This is a genomic window from Streptomyces sp. NPDC002577, from assembly GCF_053594815.1.
In genome coordinates, this window is sequence record NZ_JBSFWK010000023.1 from 105,686 (window position 1) to 125,014 (window position 19,329).

Sequence of the window (19,329 nt, forward strand, 5' to 3'; positions counted from 1 at the left end):
CCGGATCATCGCTCTGGCCAGGATGCGGAGCGAGGCTGCTCCCGGGGGCTCCTCATCAGGTAGCAGGGGCGTCGGTCATCGATGTGCTCCTCTGCTCGGGGCGCTGACAGCTGCTGTGGCTGGACCGATGCGAACCTACGGGGCGCCCGTGGCCTTCGCGTAAGGGCTCGCGGTCTCGACCGGCTCCGGTGACTGCGTGTCGGGCGAGTCGAGGACGCGGTCGGGCAGCCGCATCGCCAACGCGACAGGGACGACGAATACGAGGAGCAGCGCGTAGAAGGTGGCTCGCAGGCCGCTCGAATCGGCCAACCACCCGGACGCGGGGGAACACAGGCCGCCCGCCGCCATGGCCAGCCCCAGGGTCAGTCCGCTGGCGGTGCCGGGACGGTTGGGCAAGTAGTCCTGTGCGAGTGTGACCTGAGCGGCGAACGGCACGAACATGGCAGTGCCGAACAGTGCGGCACTCACCACGAGGATCGTGAGCGTGGGAGCCCAGGAAATGCCCAGCAGGGCGGGAAGTGCGGCCAGGTAGCCGACGCGCACCGAGGTCATCCGGCCGTACCGGTCGCCGACCCAGCCGCCCAGCAGCGTACCCACGGCACCGGCCGCGGTGTAGCAGGTGAGTACGGTTGCGCCCACCGCCGCGGACTGGTCCAGATCGCGCTGCGCATGCAGGGACACCAGTGAGGTGACGGTGACGAACGGGACTGACCAGCCGATGATGACGACCACCAGGCGGCCGAAGGCGCGCCAGTCGTCAGTCCGTCGGGTGCTGTCTGCCGCAGACCCTGCTGCTCTACCGGTGACCAGCGGAGCCGCCTCCGGGCAGCCCCGCCACCGCATCCACGGATCCTTGAGGACCCACAGGATCGCCATGACCAGGGCGGGGGCGGCCAGCAGGTAACTCCCGTCGAATCCCGCGGATCCGATCACGAGGGTGACCAGCGGCGGCGCGACGGCTCCGCCGACCGTCCCGCCGACGGAGAAGATGCTCATGGCCTTCTGCGACGAGCCCGCGGCGGCGCGGGCCTGGCTCGTCGCGGGCGGGTGGTAGGCCGCGATGCCGATCCCTGCCAGCGCCACACACAGCCATGTGACCAGGTAGTCCCCGGACAGCCCGGCCGCCACGACGCCCAGGGCGGCGGTGATGAAGCCGGCCGGGACCAGCCAGGTCCGCGGTTTCCGGTCGGAGAGAACGCCGAACAACGGCTGGAAGAGGCTGGAGATGCCGCTGGCCGCGAACGCCAGCCCGGAGACCGCGGCGTAGCTGTAGTGGCGCTCGGACATCAGGAACGGCAGCATCGCGGGGATCGCGCCCTGATACAGGTCGTTGATCGCGTGCGTGCCGGCCAGGAAGCCGAGTTGTCGGTTTTTCATGGAAAAATCTGTCCTGTTCAGGGTGTTGTGGATGCAGAACACTCAGGTACTCAGGCCTTCGACGGACTGCGCCGCCTCAAGGCGTTCCGGATGCGCGAGGTCGTGGCGTTGGGGACCGCGGACCAGGTGACGGATCACCTGGACCACTCGGCCCGCTTCCTGGACGCCTTCTCCGGTGAGAGCGGTCTGCCGCTGTGGTCGGCGACGTCCAGACCCGTCGCGGGCTCGTCGAGCAGCAGAAGCCGTGGACTGGGCATGAGCGCCCGGATGATGAGCGCACGGCCCCGTTCCCCTTGGACAGGGCCGGCCACTGCGCCTGGCAGCGGTCGTCGAGGCCGAGCAGGTCGATGAGGTGGTCGGCCCTGGCCGTCTGCTCGGGCGCCGGGTGCCATCGGGGGGGGGGGCGAGCTAGATGCTGTTGGTCAGTCCGGTCAGTACGACGTCCCCGACCGTGAGGGGCGAGCGCAGCGGTGCCGCGGGTTGACGTGGCCGATGTACGAGCGCAGCTCTCGCATGTCGACCCGTCCCAGCCGGTGACCCAGCACCTCGACCGTGCCGCGGGTGGGATGCTGGAGCGCCCCGGGCAGGTTGAGCAGGGTGCTCTTGCACCGCGCCGTTGGCGCCGAGCAGCGCCCCTCACCGGCCCGTACGGTCAGGCCTTCTTCGCGCGGTTGACGGCGGCCATGACCGAGTGGACGGATGCGGTCAGGACGGAGGTGTCCCAGCCCGCGCCCCAGCAGGTGACGCCGTCCACGCGGCACTCGGCGTAGGAGGCGGCGGGGCTGCCCGGCCCGCTGGTGGTGGCGTGTTCGGTCCAGCTGAGGATGTCGACGGTGACGCCGACGGCGCGCAGGGCGTCGGGTGGGGCGCGTCCTCCGGGATGTCACCGGAGGGGGCACGCAGATCGGGAAACGCCGTCATCTCGGCGGAGAAAGCCATCGTGCGGAGTCCTTCATTCGGTCAACCGGTGACCGGCACAGCCTGGCCCCGCTGCGGGGGGCCGGCCGTGTCAGGCCCCGCAGCGGCAGCCGAGGAGAAGAAGCTCGTGCAGCGACATGCGAGGTACACTAGCGGCGGAACAACTCCTCAGACAACCTGAGGACTGGAAAGGGTGGTCACATTGCCGAGAGGACAGGCCCTCGGGGCCCTCCGGCCGTCCCCGCTGGTCGAGCAGGCCACCGAGCGCCTGCGCGAGCAGATCACCGGTGGTGAGTGGGCCGTGGGGACGAAGCTCCCCGGCGAGACCGCCCTGGCCAAGTCCCTCGGTGTGGGGCGCTCGACCGTCCGCGAGGCCCTGCGCGCACTCGCCGGCGCCGGGCTGGTGCAGGCGCGCCAGGGATCCGGTGTCTTCGTCATCGCGACCAAACCCAAGGAGGACTGGTCCACCCAGCTCCGCCAGGCGGCCATCATCGATGTCTACGAGGTCCGCATGCTCATCGAGGTCGAGGCCGCGCAGTTGGCTGCGCAGCGCCGGACCGACGACGACATCGCCGCCCTCCACGGGGCACTGGCCAGACGCCGTGACGCCGCGAACGCCGGCAACGCCGAGTTCATCGAGGCCGACATCGCCCTGCACCAGGCCGTGGTCGCCGCGGCGCACAACCCGGTGCTCACCGGCTTGTTCACCGAGTTCGTCCCCGTGCTGCAACAGCGGCTATTCGATCTTGTCGAACTGCTCGACCTGCGCTCCGACGACCCGAACCACGGCGACGAGGGGCACACCGCCCTGGTGGACGCGGTCGTGCGGTCCGACGCCGAGGCGGCCGGACGCGCGCTGCGGGACGAACTCACGCAGACGCTCGCCCTGCTCCACTCCCTCTGACGCCCGGCGTCCCTCCGACCTCGTCGTCTCCTCGGAGAGCGGCAGCAATGCTCGATGCCGAACCATGGATACGGTGCTTTCCCGCCGCTGCCACACCCACCACGCCCTGGACGGTCCTGTTCTTCCCGCGCTCAGGCGGGTCCGCCGGCTCCTGTTCACCGGTGTCCACCCCCTCGCGGACCAGGTGGCCAGTGACCTCATGGCGCACAGCCGCTACCGCCCCGAAGCCGACTCGGCCGTCGACTGTCCCGTCCGGGGGCCACGCCCCCAGCCTGTAAGCGGAAGCGCACCCCGTGGCATCCCGCGCGGCAGGCCACCGCCCGGCTCCGTGACGAGTGAGCGAACACAAATCTTCCAACTGTCCCCGCCGAGCACTGCATGGCACAACTGTTGGATCTCGCCGAGTTGTTGACGTCAGAGCTGGCCACCAATGCCTCCGGAACGCCAAGAGGCCTGCCGCCCTGAGGTTTCGGTCGCTGGACGGCGGACGGCTGCGGGTGAGTGTGTGGGATACGAATCCGCATATCCCGCCTCCCTCTGACAAGTTGGTCACGTACCTGGGCTCGATGCCGATGCCAGTGCCGGGATCTGACGTGGCCGTCGGTGGACGTGGACTGTTCCTCGTACGCCGCTACGCGCGCGCCTGGGGCGGATGTCCGCTGGGCCGGGAGCTCTTCGGGCAGGGTGGCAAAGTCCTCTGGTTCGAGTCGGGTCCGGGACTGTCCCCGGTGGCCCTGTGAATGACGCGGCGTGTGTGGGCGTCCAGAGGTCCACTCCTGCTGTGAATGGGCTGTTGGTTCGTTGTGGGGTCGTGATCACGGCCGTACAACTATTTTCGTGATTTCGGATCGTTACGTAAATCGCTGGCAAAAAGGGCTTGTTGGCGGCTTGGATGGCGCTTCCGCGGACGGATCGGGGTTTCCGTGGGGACGGCCTTTCGGGCCGTGAGACTTGAATGTGGAGAGACAAGACGTGAAGTCAGCTGCGAAGCGGGCCCTCGTGGCCGTGTCCGTGGTGGCCGCTCTGGGACTGACCGCCGCGTGCGGTGGGAACGGCGGCGATGGTGAGGCCAAGGCATCGCCGAAGAAGACCTCTCAGAACAAGGAGACCGCGGCCGCGGAGGCCGGGGTCAAGGCGCTCACCGCCGCGCAGCTGGAGAAGGCCGTCGTCACCAGCGCCGACATCAAGGACTACAAGATCGAGAAGATGTCCGCCGCGGACATGCCGTCGGACATCGTGCCCGCAGACCCGGCCGAGTGCCAGCCCCTCGCGGACATGTTCATGTTCACCACCCAGCCCAAGGCGCAGGCGCGCACCGGCCGCACTCTCTCCAACGTCGACGCGACCGACGCCACGGTCACTTCCTTCGCGCTCCTCGCTCACGAGCAGGCCGACGCCGAGAAGGTCATGGCGGGTCTGCGCACGGCCACCGAGAAGTGCACGAGCTACGAGCACGCCGACTACAAGTACAGCGGCGTGCAGGCGCTGGACGCGCCGGACGCGGGCGACGAAGCCGTGTCGTACAAGGTCACGGGGAAGATAGACGGCGACACCGTGCCGATGGCCTTCACGGTCGTCCGCAGCGGCTCCACCATCGCGGCCTTCTACGCCATGAACATGCTCGACGCCAAGAAGACCGAGGTTCCGGCGAAGGTCGTCGACGCCCAGGTCGCCAAGCTGGAGAAGGCCGCCGGCTGAGCGCGACGCGTCTGATTGCAGAAGAGAGGCCGGTCGGCTCCGGGCGTCCCCGGAGCCGACCGGCCCATTGTTGACCGGGCTGCTGTCCCCTGCCGTCCGGTCACATGTCTGGAGCGAGGTCCCACGGCGCACAGCACGAATCCGTACGCCTCATCGCTCCAGCGGAGCCACGCGTGGTTCTCCTACGAGCCGCCCCTGGCTGGCACGGACACCCGGACCAACGAAGCCCGGGAAAGCCGGGTCACGCGCCGTACGGGTGAGAGCGGATGCGAACGTGTGCTCGGCTGTACGCCTGCGGCCGGTGCGGGCGGCAGGCGTACAGCCGCGGGCGACACGTCAGACACGACCCCGGCACAGCTCCAGCAGCGTCATCGCCAGCGGCGTGCCGGGCTTGCCCAGCGCGTCCCTGTAGCGGCCGAGGACCTCCATCTCGCGGGAGAGGTTCACGCGGCGTCCGCCGGATGCGATGCGGGCGTCCTGGATCACGGCCGAGACGGCCATCCGTTCCTGGATGAGACCGATGATCCGGTCGTCGAGTGTGTCGATGCGCTCGCGGGCGCCCGTGATCAGATCGGCGGCCTCGTCGGTGCGGGCGCCGGTCTTCTCGGCGGCGGTCTTCTCTGCGGGGGCGATGGTCATGTCGGTTGCTCCTTGTCGGGGCGGTGCCCCTGTGTCGGGGTGGTGCCCCGGAGCGGCAGGGCCCGGAACGACAGAGCGCCCCGGGCCTTGTCGGCCCGGGGCGCCTGGAAGTCGCTTGTCAGTTGCTCAAGCAGCACGACCATGGCAGCCGGCGGGCCGGTTGCCATAGGTAAAGACGAAGGTCTGGTGCTTGCGCATGCGATCAGTATGGCCCCCGTCGCGGGCAGCGTCCACGCGGGTTCGGATGATGAGACGACGGCCTGAGTGAGGGCGCACCGAGGGCGTGGGCCGAGCGGGTGGCCGGCGGAGCCGGAAAGCAGGGGTGCGCGCCCCGGTAGAATCGACATATCAGACCCCCTGCCACGTGCAGACCGGGCTGATGCCAGACCCCTCTGCTCACGCAGATCCGCCTGCTCAACGCCGGAAGGCCGCCGCCGTGCCATCAGCGTCCCCCGCCGCCCCCGACACCGTCCTGGTCGTCGACTTCGGTGCGCAGTACGCCCAGCTCATCGCCCGCCGCGTCCGTGAGGCCCGCGTCTACAGCGAGATCGTGCCGAGCACCATGCCGGTCGAGGAGATGCTCGCCAAGAACCCCGCGGCGATCATCCTCTCCGGCGGCCCGTCGTCGGTGTACGAGGAGGGCGCGCCGACCGTCGACCGCGCGCTGTTCGAGGCCGGCGTCCCCGTCTTCGGCATGTGCTACGGCTTCCAGCTGATGGCGACCACGCTCGGTGGCGTGGTCGACAACACGGGCGCCCGCGAGTACGGCCGTACGCAGCTGGCCGTCTCCCGCCCCGGTTCGACCCTCTTCGAGGGCACCCCGGCCGAGCAGGCCGTGTGGATGTCGCACGGTGACGCCTGCTCCGCCGCGCCCGAGGGCTTCACGGTCACCGCGTCCACGGACGTCGTGCCGGTCGCGGCCTTCGAGAACGACGAGAAGAAGCTGTACGGCGTGCAGTACCACCCCGAGGTGATGCACTCCACGCACGGCCAGCAGGTCCTCGAGCACTTCCTCTACCGCGGCGCCGGCCTGAAGCCCACGTGGACCACCGGCAACGTCATCGATGAGCAGGTCGAGGCGATCCGTGCCCTGGTCGGCACCAAGCGCGCGATCTGCGGTCTGTCCGGCGGCGTCGACTCCGCGGTCGCGGCCGCGCTCGTGCAGAAGGCCATCGGCTCGCAGCTGACCTGTGTGTACGTCGACCACGGCCTGATGCGCAAGGACGAGACCGCGCAGGTCGAGAAGGACTTCGTCGCGGCCACGGGCGTCCAGCTCAAGGTCGTCGACGCGGAGGAGCGATTCCTCGACGCGCTCAAGGGTGTCTCGGACCCCGAGGAGAAGCGGAAGATCATCGGTCGCGAGTTCATCCGGGTGTTCGAGCAGGCCCAGGCCGAGATCATCGCCGAGGCCCCCGACGACCAGCCGGTCGAGTTCCTGGTGCAGGGCACGCTCTACCCGGACGTCGTCGAGTCCGGCGGCGGCACCGGCACGGCGAACATCAAGTCCCACCACAACGTGGGCGGCCTGCCCGAGGACCTCGAGTTCAAGCTCATCGAGCCGCTGCGCAAGCTGTTCAAGGACGAGGTCCGGATGGTCGGCGCCGAGCTGGGCCTGCCGGACGAGATCGTCCAGCGCCAGCCGTTCCCGGGCCCCGGCCTCGGCATCCGTATCGTCGGCGAGGTCACCAAGGACCGCCTCGACCTGCTGCGCGAGGCCGACGCCATCGCCCGCGAGGAGCTGACCGCGGCCGGCCTCGACCGCGAGATCTGGCAGTGCCCGGTCGTGCTGCTCGCGGACGTCCGCAGCGTCGGCGTCCAGGGCGACGGCCGCACCTACGGCCACCCGATCGTGCTGCGGCCCGTCTCGTCCGAGGACGCGATGACCGCCGACTGGTCGCGCCTGCCGTACGACGTGCTGGCCAGGATCTCGACCCGGATCACCAACGAGGTTCGTGACGTCAACCGCGTGGTGCTCGACGTGACGAGCAAGCCGCCGGGGACGATCGAGTGGGAGTAGCACTCCCGAACGCGTCAACGACTTCGCCGTCGCCCATTCGTTTGGGCGGCGGCGTTGTCGTTCGCCCTGGGTAGGCTGTCCATACGGTGCAGGATCCCGTCCATGGGAGGAACCATGACCGCCGAGCCGCTGCCCGAGTCCGTGCCGGAGGCCGAGCCCACGCGGAAGGCCGGGCGGATGTGGCCGGTGCCGCCGGAGGGCGGCTGGACCGTGGACCATTTGCTGACCCTGACCGACCTCCCGCCGCACACCGAGCTGATCGACGGGAGCCTGGTCTTCGTGAGCCCGCAGAAGAGTTTCCACACTCTGGCGATGTATCTGTTGGAAGCGGGCCTGCGCAGCACCGTCCCCGAGCATCTGCGAGTACGGCGGGAGATGACGGTCGTCATCGACAAGCGCCAGGGACCGGAGCCCGATATCTCGGTCGTGCGCGCCGATGCGGTGTGCGAGGGGGAGGAGACGTACTACAAGGTCGGGGACGTGGTCCTCGCCGTCGAGGTGGTCTCCCCGGACTCCGAGCGGCGGGACCGCGAGCGCAAGCCGCAGCTCTACGCACAGGGTGGCATCCCGCACTTCTGGCGGATCGAGCGCGGTGAAGACGGACGCCCCGAGGCGTACGTGTACCAGCTCGACCCGGCCACCGGGGCGTACGCCTCCGCAGGGGTCCACCACGACCGGCTCAAGCTCTCCGTCCCCTTCGACATCGACATCGACCTCACCGAGATCGACAAGCTCTGACCGCCACCCTGCGGCCGACCCGACCCGGCCGCCGACTTTTCGTTCAAGACTCTGTCCTCTTGCGGTGACCGGCGGTAACTTCCGCTCCGTACCGCTGTGTACGACCAGGTCCGCACACCGACGGCCGGAGGACAGACCATGCACGCGCCCGTGCCCATACCCACCGACCACCTGCAGTTCGCGATGCCGCCGGTGCTCGAGTCCGCCGCCGACGAGCGGCAGTACCGCAAGGAACGGCTCGCCGGGGCCCTGCGGGTGTTCGGGCGGCTCGGGTACGAGGACGGGGTGGCCGGGCACATCACCGCGCGGGACCCCGAGTACCCGGACTGTTTCTGGGTGAACCCCTTCGGGGTGCCGTTCCAGCACGTCACCGCCGGCGATCTCGTCCTGGCCAACGTGCAGGGGCAGGTCGTCGAGGGCCGCTTCCACATCAACCAGGCGGCGTTCACCGTGCACGCGCAGGTGCACGCCGCTCGCCCGGACGTGGTCGCCGTCGCGCACTGCCACTCGGTGTACGGGCGCGCGCTGTCGACGTTGCGCGAGCTCCTCGACCCGATCACCCAGGAGGCGTGTGCCTTTTACGAGGACCATGCCCTCTACGACGACTACACGGGTGTCTCCGTGGACGCCGAGGAGGGACACCGGATCGCGTCGGCGCTCGGCCCGCGTAAGGCGGTGATCCTGCGCAACCACGGGCTGCTGACGGTCGGCGACTCGGTCGACGCGGCGGCCTGGTGGTTCATCTCCATGGAGCGGTCCTGCCAGGTCCAGCTGAGCGCCAAGGCCGCGGGCCGGCCGACGCTGATCGACCACAAGCAGGCGGTGGCGACCCGCGAACAGCTCGGTGGCGATCTCGTGGCGTGGATCAACTACCAGCCGCTGTGGCGCGCCGTCAGCAGCACGGAACCAGATCTGCTGTCGTAGGAGCGGCGCAGACCCGCCAGACCTGTCCGGCTCAGAAGCCGCGCAGCACCGCCCGCTTCGTGGCCGCGAACTCCTCGTCGGTCAGGACGCCTTCGCGGTGCAGTGCGCCCAGTTCGCGCAGGCGGCGCAGCAGGACGTCGTGGTCGACAGGGCCGGTCGGCGCGGGGGACGGCGCATCATCGCTGGAGCCCGCCGGGAGCGGCAGGGACCGGACGGCGTACTCGCCGGTGCGGGCGGACGGGTGCGGCAGGCGGGCCGTGACCGCGGTCGCGACGAGGGCCGTCAGCAGGTCCCGGCGAGCGTTGCCCCACAGGTCCACGGCGTACGGGTCCTTCTCCGGCGGCAGCTTGGAGAAGACCGTCTCCCTGGTGACGAAGCGGAGGAAGCCGCCCTCGTACCCGGAACTGGGCAGCCACTCGACCGCGACGAGATCGGCGAGTTCCATGATGCGCGGCCCCGTCGCCCGCTTCACCCGGTCCGAGCTGTCGCTCCAGTCGATACGGACCTGTGTGCCGTCGAACGAGACGGTGCCGTCGCTGGACCGCACCGATACCGGCACCGGAGGGCCCATCAGCAGATACGACGACGTGGGGTCCTTCGGTATCTGCTCAAGGAGCAGCGCCTGGCGGATCTCCTCCGCGACATACTCGGCGACGCCCGAGCGGTCCGGGCCGACGATCAGCCGGTAGGGGTCGGCGGCGTCGGGCAGGCGGCCGCCTGTGGCCTGCAGCAGGGGGTCGGCACCCTCGCGCAGCCGGATGCGCAGTCGTCCGCGTCTGCGTTCCGGCTCGAAGGCGACGCCGGCCACGGCTTCCAACGGCACCGCCACCTCCCCGTACGTCTGGCGGAACAGCGATACGGAGCGGTGGAGGCCGGGTGTGATCCGGACGGTGGAGCCGTCGAACGCCCAAGCCCCGTCGCGCTGGATGATCTCGGCCATACCGAAATTCTCGCAGCCGGGTCAACACGGCGGCCCCGTAATCACCCGTCCTGACCTGACCCGCGGGAACGGCGACGGTTGCCGTGCGGCACAATTCCCTGACACTGCAGGCAGATTTGGCGGACAAGAATCCCATAACGGGAGCGAAAGCCGATAACGGCGTCTATGCCGATTAACGGCACCTGCGAGATCTTCGGGATCCGCGAGATCCAGAGGATGTTCGTAACTTTCATGGTTTCAGGAAGCGGCGCGGGAAGGCGGCAGTGGTCGTGGCGGTGCAGGAGGCGAGACAGGGCTCGCACGAGGGCGGCTGCGCGTGCGGCGACTGCCCGCACGGCGCGCGCGAAGGACACCGTCGTGCGGTGGCGGCGTTCCTGGCGAAGCGCGACGAGCTGGCGGCCGGGCAGGGCCTTCCCCCGGCCGTCGCGCACTCGGCCGGCGCCTCACGGCAGTGGGTGTCGGACGAGCTGACGCAGTCCGCGGACCTCGTCGCCGAACGCGGCCGCGCCGAGGGCGAGGCATGGCTGGCCCGGCTGTGGCGGCGCACCCTCGTCGTCGTCTGGGCCGCCGTCGCCGTACTGCTGCTGGTGCAGGCGCTCACGGCGATCGGCGCCGGGTGGACGGCCGCCCGGACGGCCGGGCTGCTCGCGGCGCTCGTCGCCGCCGCCCTGCTCAGCGGCGCGGGTTATGCGCACCGGGCGCGCGGCGGGGTGCTCGCGCCGGTGATCGGCGAGGACAACCGGCTGTCCACATCGCGTGCCGTGGCCGCATCCTGGGTGCTGTTCGTCGTCTTCGCCGTGCTCGTGCTCGCGGGCGAACTCGCCGCCGCTTCGGGCCGCCGGGAGCGCGACGAGCTGATCGCCGGGCTCGAACTCGCCCGCGGCGCCGGGGTCGTGACCGTCGTCGCCGTGGTGTGCGGCGTCGCCGTCCTCGTACGCCGGGTCGTGGCGCTGCGCGTACTCGGCCAGCGGCTGCAGAAGGTACGCGCCGACCGGCCCCGGGCCGCCGACCTGCTCACCGACGACGCGGGCCGCGGGAGCTTCGCCGACACGCAGTACGTCCTGGTCAGCGCCGTCGCCGTGATCTTCGCGGCGGTTCGGCTCGCGCGCCGCCCCGAGCAGCTGCCCGATCTGCCGTGGGGGCTGGCGCTGCTGGTGCTCGTGTCGGCCGCGACGTATCTGACCGGCAAGTACGCGGAGGGCGGGCGGCCGGTGATCCTCTCCGTCGTACGCGCCCGGGAGGCCGGCGACCTCGACGCGCCCATCCGTACCGGCGACGACATCGAGATCCGCGGCGCCGGCTTCGTCCCGCCCGGCGCGGGCGCCGCCGACCGGCTGGCCCGCATGGTCGTCCGGATCGGCGCCGTGCACGCCCACGTGCCGCTCGTCCCGGTGCCCGGCGGCTTCACCAACCCCACGGACACCGTCCTGACGGTGCCGGTCCCTGTCGATGTCGAGCCCGGCCGGGTCGAGGTACAGGTCATCACGGCGGCGGGCGTGGAGACCAACCCGTGTGTGATCGACGTGGTGGAGTAAGGCGGGGGAGTGCGTCGCGCGGCGGTCCGGGTGCGGGGCGCCGCGCAGGTGCGGCGACATCCCCTGTGCGGGCGCGGCGATACCGCCTGTGGGTGCGGTGATACCGCCTGGGTGCGGTGATGCCGCCTGTGCAGGTGCGTGATACCGCCGAATAGTTGTGGACATACCGCCGAATCGCTGGAAGATGCCCCGCAATTGTTGGGTCTGCCGACGAATACGTCATATGCCTGGTGAACCGCGCCTTCTTGGCGTACGTGTTAAGTCTGTTGAATGCTGAAGAGACAGGGCAGAGAGGCGGCTCAGGGCGATGGTGAACGGCATGCGGACGGACAGTCACATCAGTTATGTCAATGGGGACCGCAGCGACTGGCGGGACACCGCGACTCGCTTCGCGCTGGTTCCGTTGCGGATCTTCCTCGGGTTCACCTTCATCTATGCGGGCATCGACAAGTTCACCGACAGCGCCTTCATGTCCGCGTCCGGGGCGGGCTCGCTCGGCGAGCTGCTGCACGGAGTGCGCGACGTCTCTGCCGTCCCCGCGCTCGTCGACCTGGCACTGAAGAACCCGGTCGGCTTCGGCTACGCCATCGCCCTCGGTGAACTGGCCGTCGGTATCGGCGCTCTGTTCGGTTTTCTGACCCGGCTCGCCGCGCTCGGCGGCGCCCTGATCTCCCTCAGCCTCTGGCTGACGGTGAGCTGGGCGACCGAGCCCTTCTACTACGGCAACGACCTGGCGTATCTGATGGCCTGGCTGCCGCTGATCCTTGCGGGCGCGTCGGTGCTGTCGGTGGACGCGGCCATCAGGGTGCGGCGCGGGCGGGGCACGGAGTACGCGTAGGCGGGAAGGGGGAGACGGGCCGGCTCAGGGTGCCTGAGGCGGTCCGTCCGAGGGCCGGGGGCGAGGGGTGTTCCGGCGGCTGCGGCGTACCGCGTAGGTCACTCCCGTGGTGACGGCGGCGAGGAGCAGGCCGCCCGCCACGATCGGGATGATCGAGTACCAGGGAGTCTCCCAGGCCCCGCGGGCGTCTCCCAGGTACGTGACCCCCGCGGCCAGCAGGAACGCGCCCGCGACCAGTTTCCCGGGCTGGAACTCATGACGTAGCACGGACCACCTCCGCCTGTCCGACGCCTACTTCCAGCCGCAGGTCGACGGTCCCGCCGTCGTCGCCGCTGCCCGCCAAAGGCTCCAGCGTCACGTTCTTCTCCTTGCCCGGGGCGATGTCCACGTCCTGTTTGTCGTCGCCGGGCAGCTGGATGTCGCCGATGCCCACTTCGACGTGCAGATTCACCGTCGCGTCCGGCGGGACGACGACCTCGATGCGGCCTATGCCGACCTCGGCGCGCGTGGTGAGCGTCTTGCCCTTGCCGATGTCCACGCCGCTGAGGTCGAGGGTGCCGACGCCCGTGTCCAGGCTGTACGCCGACTGGACCTTCGCGACCGTGGCGGGCGCCCACTCGGTGCGCGACCAGTGCGTGGTGATGTCCTTCGGCAGGGCCGCCGACGTCGCCAGCAGTCCCGCCGTGATGATCGCGAGCAGGATCGACCCGACCCCTGTACGGCCGGCGAAGGCGCTGACCGCGATGCCCAGTGCGAACACGGTCAGCGCAGCCGCGAGCCCGGTCTGCAGGCTGGTGGCGAGGGCGTGGTCGTCCCAGGTCAGGCCGGTGCCGAGGACCGCGGCGGCCAGGGCCAGCAGGAACACCCAGCCGCCGATCCAGCGCGGGCCGTGGGAGCCGTGCCCGCGCTCGCTCGACCGGGGTGGGCGCCCTGTCGCTGTCGCGTCGTACGTGCCGGTCGGGCGGGCCCGACCGGAGGCGCCGGGGGCGGTGGCGGAGCCCTCCAGCTCCGCGGGGCCCCACAGATAGCCCGTGCCGCCCACGTGTGTGCCGTCCTTGACGATCGGATCGCGCCACCAGGACGGTATGGGACCGGCGACCGGGGGTGCCTGCGCCTCGGGCGGCGCGTCGGCCACCGTCTGGGCCGCGAGCGGGTCGGCTTCCGCGGTGCCCCGCTGCGCCGACCAGTAGCCGGCGCCGGCGAGGAGCAGCGCCAGGACCGCGGCGAAGGTGAGGACCCCGCCGTTGTTCAGCATCGACAGGAACAGGCCGCAGCCGACGAGCGCGCAGAGCACGGCCGTCAGGGCCGGGCCCTCCACGCGGCCCGACAGCAGCCTGCGCGCCTCGTTCTCCTCCTCCTCGTCGAACGGTACGAACAGCCAGGCGAAGCCGTAGAAGAGGAGACCCAGTCCGCCGGTGACCGCGAGGACGGCGAGACCGATCCGGAAGATCACCGGGTCCATGTCGCACTGGCGGCCGAGGCCCGCGCAGACCCCGCCGAGCATCTTGTGCCGGCGGTCCCGGCGGAACTGCGACAGGAGCGCAGGCTCGGCGGGGTCCTGGGCGGCGGCCTCGGCGGCGCGCTGCTGATCGGTCATGTGTCCATGGTGACGGGCGATGACGCGCGACGGCAGCGGGGCCGACCCTGGACGAACCCTGATATCGGTCCCTGACGTCCCGGAGTGCGGGGTGGTCGGTGGTCAGCCTCCGGCGGGTGCCGCCGCGTCGTACCGGGGGAGCCCGGCCGGTGCCCGTAAGGGAATTCTCCGGGCCCAACCCTGATGTCCCGCGCCGCAAGGCATGTGACCATCGGTGGCATGCCGGATGCCGCCGCCCCCACCACCGCCGCCCCGCGCCCCCTCCGCAAGCTGTACCGCAGCAGCGACGGCCGCTGGCTCGGCGGAGTGGCGAGGGGCCTCGCCGGGCACCTGGGCCTCCCCGTCGGCTGGGTGCGGCTGGTCTTCGTCGGGCTGTTCATGGCGGACGGCCTCGGCGCCCTGCTCTACGCCGCGTTCTGGTTCTTCGTACCGCTCGGCGTCGGCGGCGTCGACGCCGAGCGCCCCTCTGCGGTCACCACGGAGACGGCCCCCGACGGCCGCCGCAGACTCGTGGCCCGAAAACCGGACAAGGGCCAGATCGTCGCACTGCTCGCCATGGTCGTCGTGGCCATGGTCTTCGTCGGCAACGTCGACCTGGGCGGCCCCGCCAAGGCGTATCTGTGGCCGACCCTGCTCGTCGGCGCCGGTGTCGCCCTGGTCTGGCGTCAGGCGGACAACGCGCGGCGGGCCCGCTGGATGGAGGTCGGCCGGCGCCGCCGCACCCTGACCCTCCTGCGCTCGGCAGCGGGCGTACTGCTCGTCGGCACCGGAGTGACCGGCATCTTCGTGCTGCAGGGCTCCGCCGAGCACCTCGGTTCCGTGCTCCAGGCGGCGCTCGCCGTCCTGGTCGGCATAGCCCTGCTCGCCGGCCCCTATCTCGTACGCATGACCCAGGACCTGTCCGAGGAGCGCCTGATGCGTATCCGCGCGCAGGAGCGGGCGGAGGTCGCCGCACACGTGCACGACTCGGTCCTGCACACGCTGACGCTGATACAGCGCAACGCGGACAACCCCGGCGAGGTGCGACGCCTGGCCCGCGCGCAGGAGCGCGACCTGCGTGCCTGGCTGTACAAGCCGGAGGGCAACGGCAAGTCGGCAGAAGACGCAGCGGAGGAGCCGGACACGCTCGCAGAGGCCGTGCGGCTGGGCGCGGCCGAGGTCGAGGACAAATACGGCGTCCCCATCGAGGTCGTGGTCGTCGGCGACTGCCCGCTCGACGAGAAACTGGGCGCACAGATGCAGGCCGCGCGGGAAGCGATGGTGAACGCCGCCAAGTACGGTGGCGAGGGTGGGGCGGTGCAGGTCTATGCCGAGGTCGAGGACCGGACCGTCTTCGTGTCCGTCCGGGATCGGGGGCCCGGTTTCGACCTGGATTCCGTGCCCGAGGACCGGATGGGCGTACGAGAATCGATCATCGGCCGTATGCAGCGCAACGGCGGTACGGCACAGCTGCGTGCCGTGCCGGGCGGCGGCACGGAGGTCGAGCTGACCATGGAGAGGGCGGAGAAGACGTCATGAGCGACGTGGCGGGGGCGAACGAGCCGACCGGGGCGAACGATGCTGCTGAGCCTGCACCGGGCGCGGGCGGGCGGCGCGTACGGGTCGTCCTGGTCGACGACCACCGTATGTTCCGCACCGGAGTACAGGCGGAGATCGGTCAGACAGAGCAGACCGGAGTCGAGGTCGTCGGCGAGGCCGCCGACGTCGACCAGGCGGTCACGGTCATCACCGCAACCCGTCCCGAGGTGGTGCTGCTCGACGTGCATCTGCCCGGTGGCGGAGGCGTCGAGGTGCTGCGGCGCTGTGCCTCGCTGATGGCCGGCGCCGAGCGGCCCGTCCGGTTCCTGGCGCTGTCCGTCTCGGACGCCGCCGAGGACGTCATCGGCGTCATCCGCGGCGGTGCGCGGGGCTATGTCACCAAGACCATCACGGGCTCTGACCTGGTCGATTCGATCTTCCGGGTACAGGAGGGAGACGCGGTCTTCTCACCGCGGCTGGCCGGCTTCGTCCTCGACGCGTTCGCGTCCACCGACGCCCCGCCGGTCGACGAGGACCTGGACCGGCTCACCCAGCGCGAGCGCGAGGTGCTGCGGCTCATCGCCCGCGGCTATGCGTACAAGGAGATCGCCAAGCAGCTGTTCATCTCCGTGAAGACGGTCGAGTCGCATGTGTCGGCGGTGCTGCGCAAGCTCCAGCTCTCCAACCGGCACGAGCTGACCCGCTGGGCCACGGCGCGCCGCCTGGTCTGACCGAGCCGGGCCCGTATCCGGCCCTCCGTGTTCAGCTGCCGAGGGCCCTCTTCAGCTCGGCCTTGTTCATGTTGGAGCGTCCGTCGATGTTGCGGCGCTTCGCCTCCGCGTACAGCTGGTCGTACGTCGGTCCCTGGGAGCCGGAGTGGGACCGCTCGCCGCCGCGCTTCGGCGCGGGCTTGTCCTGGATCGAACTGCGGCTGGCGGTGCGGGACTCGCCGGCTTGCGCGCGTTCCTTGTTCACCGTGCGGGCGGCGATCTCCTTGGCACGCTTCGTGTTTTCTCCGCGTTGTTCGGCACTCTCCTTGATGTGCTCGTACTGGCGCTCTCGTTTCGGGCTGGATCCTCTTGGCATGATCCTCACCTGGGAATTTCTCTCTGCTTGGCCTGTGCGGCTCGACCGGATCAAGCTCCGGTCACACGTTCCGTCCGGAGGAAGCGGTCAGCCGCCCGGTGTGATCCGGCCGCGCCAGGCGCCCGATTCGGTGCCGCGCTCCTCGATGTAGTGCTTGAAGCGCTTCATGTCTCCCTTGGCCCGGCGGCCGATGACGCCCGCCATATCGGCGGTCTTCTCCACGAGACCATGGGGCTCGACGTCCAGGGCGAGGCTGACCCGGGTGTGCGTGTCGTCCAGGCGCAGGAACGTCACCACGCCCTTCTGCGTCACCTCTCCGGATACGGTGCGCCAGGCGACCCTTTCGTCGGGGAGCTGGTCGACGATTTCCGTGTCGAACTCCCTGCGGGCCCCGGCGACATTCGTCACCCAGTGATTGTGCCGGTCGTCGATCTGCCTGACCTGTTCCACGCCCTCCATGAAATTCGGGAACTCCTCGAACTGCGTCCACTGGTTGTACGCGGTGTGCAGCGGGACGTCCACGTCGACGGACTCCATCGTCCTGCTCATGAGGTGCCTCCTCCTTTCGGCGAGGACCGCTCCGGCGATCCCCGTGAGCAACTGGAATCGTCCGTATTCGGCTTCCCCCAAGAGGAGGGCCTAACCAACTGAGCTTGTCCTGATTCATATCGATATGCGCCGGGGTGTGGGGGGCACGGAGGTGCCCACGGTGTCTCCGGCGTGGTCGTAAGCCATGGGCGCCGGCCATGGGCGCCGCCGGAGCTACGCCACCCGGGTCGCCCCCGCGAACGGCATCTGGTCGATGGGTGCGATCCGTACCGGTGCGCTGGGGTTCGGGGCGTGGATCATCCGGCCGCCGCCCACGTAGATGCCGACATGGCTCACGCCCGAGTAGAAGAAGACCAGATCGCCCGGCCGTAGTTCGGAGCGCGGGATACGCCGGCCGGCGTCGATCTGGGCATACGTCGTGCGGGGCAGGGAGACGCCCGCCGAGCGGTACGCGGCCTGGGTGAGGCCGGAGCAGTCGAAGGCGTTCGGCCCTGTGGCGCCCCACACGTAGGGGCTGCCCAGCGCCCGGTACGCGTAGGAGACGGCCGCGGCCGCCCGGGAGTTGGGGGCGACGGCCGATCCGTCGGGGAGGGCCCCGAGGCCGTCGGAACCGGAATCGCCCGAGATACCGCCGCGCTCGCCCGCCGGGAGGCCGTTGAGGAGTCGCTGCGCTTCGGCCAGCTTCGCCGTCACCGTCTTCTTGTGCCGCTTCAGTTCCGCCTGCCGGGCCCGAAGTTCGTCGAGCCGGCCGTCGGCCTCCTCGCGCAGCTGCTCGATCTGCCGGAGCTGCTTCGCGACCTCTGCGACGTCCGCGGCCTGACGGTGGTCCGCGCGCTCTGCCAGCGACGCACGCTCCAGGTACTGGTCGGGGTTGGAGGAGAGCGCCAGCTCCACACCCGGGGCGAGGGCGCCTGAACGATACTGCGCGGCGGCGGCCGAACCCAGCACTTCGCGCGCGGAGTTCAGCCGCTCCATCCTGCGTGCCGCCTCGTCACGCAGCTCGTCGACGGACTTCTCGGCCTCGCCGGCCTTCTCCTTCGCGCCGTTGTACTTCTCGGTGGCGATCTCCGCCTCGTGGTAGAGCTCGTCGACCTTGGCCTTGACCTGGGCGGGGGTGAGATCCGGTGCCGCGTGACCGGTGCCGTCGAAGGCCGTCGCGGTCGCCGCTCCGGCGAGCGCGAGGGTGGTGGCGGTGCGGGCCGTATGGCCGCTGAGCGAGCGCTGTCGGGGCTTGCGGTGCGCTGCCACGGGGCTCCACGTCCTTCCGGGGGCGTGCCGACCGCCGAGCGAACCGCAGTGGACGGGTGCCCGGCGGCGGCCCGCACAGGGGGAACGCGCCGCCGCCGGACCTTCTCGGCGGTGGTGTCCGACTGCCGCCCCTGACCCGGGCGGCGGTGGGGAGCCGGTCACCTGGGGAAGCACGCTAAACCCCTCCGTCACCGGCCGGTGACGGAATGTGCGCAACTGCCCGGAGTGGACTGTCGGTGCCCGTATGTGACCGAGGACTCGACGGGCCGCCGCCCCTTGACGTATGCCTGTGACCGTTGCGCCGGAAGCGGCACCCCTGGCCGTAGGGCGGTGATATCGGCCCGGTTAGGCTCCGGCCTCATGGACGTACTCATCCATCTTTTCGTCGGCCTGCACATCATCGGCATCGCTTCGCTCCTGGGCGGCTTCCTCACCCAGATGAAGGCGATGGGTCAGGGCACCGCCCGGTTCAGCCCGGCGATGCTGCACGGCGCGCTCACCATGCTCGTCACGGGCGTGATCCTGGTCGGCCTCAACCAGGCCGACGACCACCCCGTCAACAACATCAAGATCGGTGTGAAGCTCGCGCTGCTGATCGTGATCCTCGGGCTCGTATACGTGAAGCGCGACGAGGAGACGGTGGACAAGCGGGCGTTCGGCCTGGTGGGTCTGGCGACCATGGCGAACGTGTTCATCGCCGTGCTGTGGACCTGACGCGGCAGGGGGCCTGGGGCGTAGCCCCAGCGCTCGGCCCGTACGGCATCACCGTCAACGCCATTGCGCCGGGCATGACCCGCACCGAC

At 70.3% G+C, this 19,329-nt stretch carries 20 protein-coding genes and 1 pseudogene; 11 read left to right on the forward strand and 10 right to left on the reverse strand.

Annotated features, from left to right (window positions below):
• Positions 1-135: 135 nt before the first annotated feature.
• The 3 genes and pseudogenes from ACWD4J_RS26090 to ACWD4J_RS26100 form a co-directional block, all read right to left on the reverse strand.
• A complete protein-coding gene (locus ACWD4J_RS26090) occupies positions 136-1,377 on the reverse strand; it encodes an MFS transporter (protein WP_451397844.1) in 1,242 nt (413 codons plus the stop codon).
• 200 nt (positions 1,378-1,577) lie between these two features.
• Positions 1,578-2,010 (reverse strand): annotated as a pseudogene (locus ACWD4J_RS26095) (ATP-binding cassette domain-containing protein); the annotation flags it as partial.
• Between the two features lie 19 nt (positions 2,011-2,029).
• Positions 2,030-2,230 (reverse strand): alpha-isopropylmalate synthase regulatory domain-containing protein, encoded by a 201-nt coding sequence (locus ACWD4J_RS26100; RefSeq protein ID WP_451397866.1) that lies wholly within the window; start codon positions 2,228-2,230, stop codon positions 2,030-2,032.
• 267 nt (positions 2,231-2,497) lie between these two features.
• Here ACWD4J_RS26100 and ACWD4J_RS26105 point away from each other — a divergent pair, with 267 nt between their 5' ends.
• The 3 genes from ACWD4J_RS26105 to ACWD4J_RS26115 all read left to right on the forward strand — a co-directional run bounded on the left by ACWD4J_RS26105 (position 2,498) and on the right by ACWD4J_RS26115 (position 4,897).
• Entirely contained in the window at positions 2,498-3,199 is a 702-nt protein-coding gene (locus ACWD4J_RS26105; RefSeq protein ID WP_451397845.1) for a FadR/GntR family transcriptional regulator, read from the forward strand.
• Between the two features lie 593 nt (positions 3,200-3,792).
• Positions 3,793-3,939 carry a hypothetical protein gene (locus tag ACWD4J_RS26110; protein ID WP_451397846.1) on the forward strand — a complete coding sequence of 49 codons (147 nt, stop codon included), beginning with the start codon at positions 3,793-3,795 and terminating at the stop codon, positions 3,937-3,939.
• A 232-nt stretch (positions 3,940-4,171) separates the two neighbouring features.
• Positions 4,172-4,897 carry a hypothetical protein gene (locus tag ACWD4J_RS26115; protein ID WP_451397847.1) on the forward strand — a complete coding sequence of 242 codons (726 nt, stop codon included), beginning with the start codon at positions 4,172-4,174 and terminating at the stop codon, positions 4,895-4,897.
• A 336-nt stretch (positions 4,898-5,233) separates the two neighbouring features.
• Here the strand turns inward: ACWD4J_RS26115 and ACWD4J_RS26120 are convergent, their stop codons facing one another.
• A complete protein-coding gene (locus ACWD4J_RS26120; RefSeq protein ID WP_451397848.1) occupies positions 5,234-5,536 on the reverse strand; it encodes a chorismate mutase in 303 nt (100 codons plus the stop codon).
• 436 nt (positions 5,537-5,972) lie between these two features.
• On the opposite strand from ACWD4J_RS26120, the gene guaA reads away from it, so the two are divergent.
• The 3 genes from guaA (at position 5,973) to ACWD4J_RS26135 (ending at position 9,215) form a co-directional block, all read left to right on the forward strand.
• Entirely contained in the window at positions 5,973-7,553 is a 1,581-nt protein-coding gene (gene guaA / locus ACWD4J_RS26125; protein WP_451397849.1) for a glutamine-hydrolyzing GMP synthase, read from the forward strand.
• 102 nt (positions 7,554-7,655) lie between these two features.
• Positions 7,656-8,291, forward strand: a complete 636-nt coding sequence (locus ACWD4J_RS26130; protein ID WP_451397850.1) for a Uma2 family endonuclease — start codon at positions 7,656-7,658, stop codon at positions 8,289-8,291.
• A gap of 138 nt (positions 8,292-8,429) precedes the next feature.
• Positions 8,430-9,215, forward strand: a complete 786-nt coding sequence (locus ACWD4J_RS26135) for a class II aldolase/adducin family protein (RefSeq protein WP_451397851.1) — start codon at positions 8,430-8,432, stop codon at positions 9,213-9,215.
• A 31-nt stretch (positions 9,216-9,246) separates the two neighbouring features.
• Here ACWD4J_RS26135 and ACWD4J_RS26140 read toward each other — a convergent pair whose 3' ends face one another.
• Positions 9,247-10,155 carry a DUF4429 domain-containing protein gene (locus tag ACWD4J_RS26140; RefSeq protein WP_451397852.1) on the reverse strand — a complete coding sequence of 303 codons (909 nt, stop codon included), beginning with the start codon at positions 10,153-10,155 and terminating at the stop codon, positions 9,247-9,249.
• Between the two features lie 269 nt (positions 10,156-10,424).
• On the opposite strand from ACWD4J_RS26140, the gene ACWD4J_RS26145 reads away from it, so the two are divergent.
• Both ACWD4J_RS26145 and ACWD4J_RS26150 read left to right on the forward strand, forming a co-directional pair.
• The gene (locus ACWD4J_RS26145) at positions 10,425-11,690 is read left to right on the forward strand and encodes a hypothetical protein (RefSeq protein ID WP_451397853.1); all 1,266 of its coding nucleotides are present in this window, start codon (positions 10,425-10,427) and stop codon (positions 11,688-11,690) included.
• A gap of 307 nt (positions 11,691-11,997) precedes the next feature.
• On the forward strand, positions 11,998-12,528 hold the full coding sequence (locus ACWD4J_RS26150) for a DoxX family protein (protein WP_451397854.1): 531 nt from the start codon (positions 11,998-12,000) through the stop codon (positions 12,526-12,528).
• A 24-nt stretch (positions 12,529-12,552) separates the two neighbouring features.
• Here ACWD4J_RS26150 and ACWD4J_RS26155 read toward each other — a convergent pair whose 3' ends face one another.
• On the reverse strand, positions 12,553-12,795 hold the full coding sequence (locus tag ACWD4J_RS26155; RefSeq protein ID WP_451397855.1) for a hypothetical protein: 243 nt from the start codon (positions 12,793-12,795) through the stop codon (positions 12,553-12,555).
• Complete coding sequence (locus ACWD4J_RS26160) at positions 12,782-14,125, reverse strand: PspC domain-containing protein (RefSeq protein ID WP_451397856.1); 1,344 nt, start codon at positions 14,123-14,125, stop codon at positions 12,782-12,784. Before ACWD4J_RS26160 ends, ACWD4J_RS26155 begins: the two co-directional genes overlap by 14 nt.
• Before the next feature lie 219 nt (positions 14,126-14,344).
• On the opposite strand from ACWD4J_RS26160, the gene ACWD4J_RS26165 reads away from it, so the two are divergent.
• Both ACWD4J_RS26165 and ACWD4J_RS26170 read left to right on the forward strand, forming a co-directional pair.
• Positions 14,345-15,643, forward strand: coding sequence for an ATP-binding protein (locus ACWD4J_RS26165; protein WP_451397857.1), 1,299 nt, complete (start codon positions 14,345-14,347; stop codon positions 15,641-15,643).
• Positions 15,640-16,374 (forward strand): LuxR C-terminal-related transcriptional regulator, encoded by a 735-nt coding sequence (locus tag ACWD4J_RS26170; protein WP_451397858.1) that lies wholly within the window; start codon positions 15,640-15,642, stop codon positions 16,372-16,374. The genes ACWD4J_RS26165 and ACWD4J_RS26170 overlap by 4 nt, the downstream gene beginning before the upstream one ends.
• Positions 16,375-16,405: 31 nt before the next feature.
• Here ACWD4J_RS26170 and ACWD4J_RS26175 read toward each other — a convergent pair whose 3' ends face one another.
• The 3 genes from ACWD4J_RS26175 to ACWD4J_RS26185 form a co-directional block, all read right to left on the reverse strand.
• On the reverse strand, positions 16,406-16,729 hold the full coding sequence (locus ACWD4J_RS26175; RefSeq protein WP_451397859.1) for a plasmid stabilization protein: 324 nt from the start codon (positions 16,727-16,729) through the stop codon (positions 16,406-16,408).
• Between the two features lie 87 nt (positions 16,730-16,816).
• Positions 16,817-17,278, reverse strand: coding sequence for an SRPBCC family protein (locus ACWD4J_RS26180; RefSeq protein ID WP_451397860.1), 462 nt, complete (start codon positions 17,276-17,278; stop codon positions 16,817-16,819).
• A gap of 213 nt (positions 17,279-17,491) precedes the next feature.
• Positions 17,492-18,526, reverse strand: coding sequence for an NlpC/P60 family protein (locus ACWD4J_RS26185; protein WP_451397861.1), 1,035 nt, complete (start codon positions 18,524-18,526; stop codon positions 17,492-17,494).
• Between the two features lie 360 nt (positions 18,527-18,886).
• Between ACWD4J_RS26185 and ACWD4J_RS26190 the strand changes: the two genes are divergently transcribed.
• Positions 18,887-19,240, forward strand: a complete 354-nt coding sequence (locus tag ACWD4J_RS26190; protein ID WP_451397862.1) for a hypothetical protein — start codon at positions 18,887-18,889, stop codon at positions 19,238-19,240.
• Positions 19,241-19,329 lie beyond the last annotated feature (89 nt).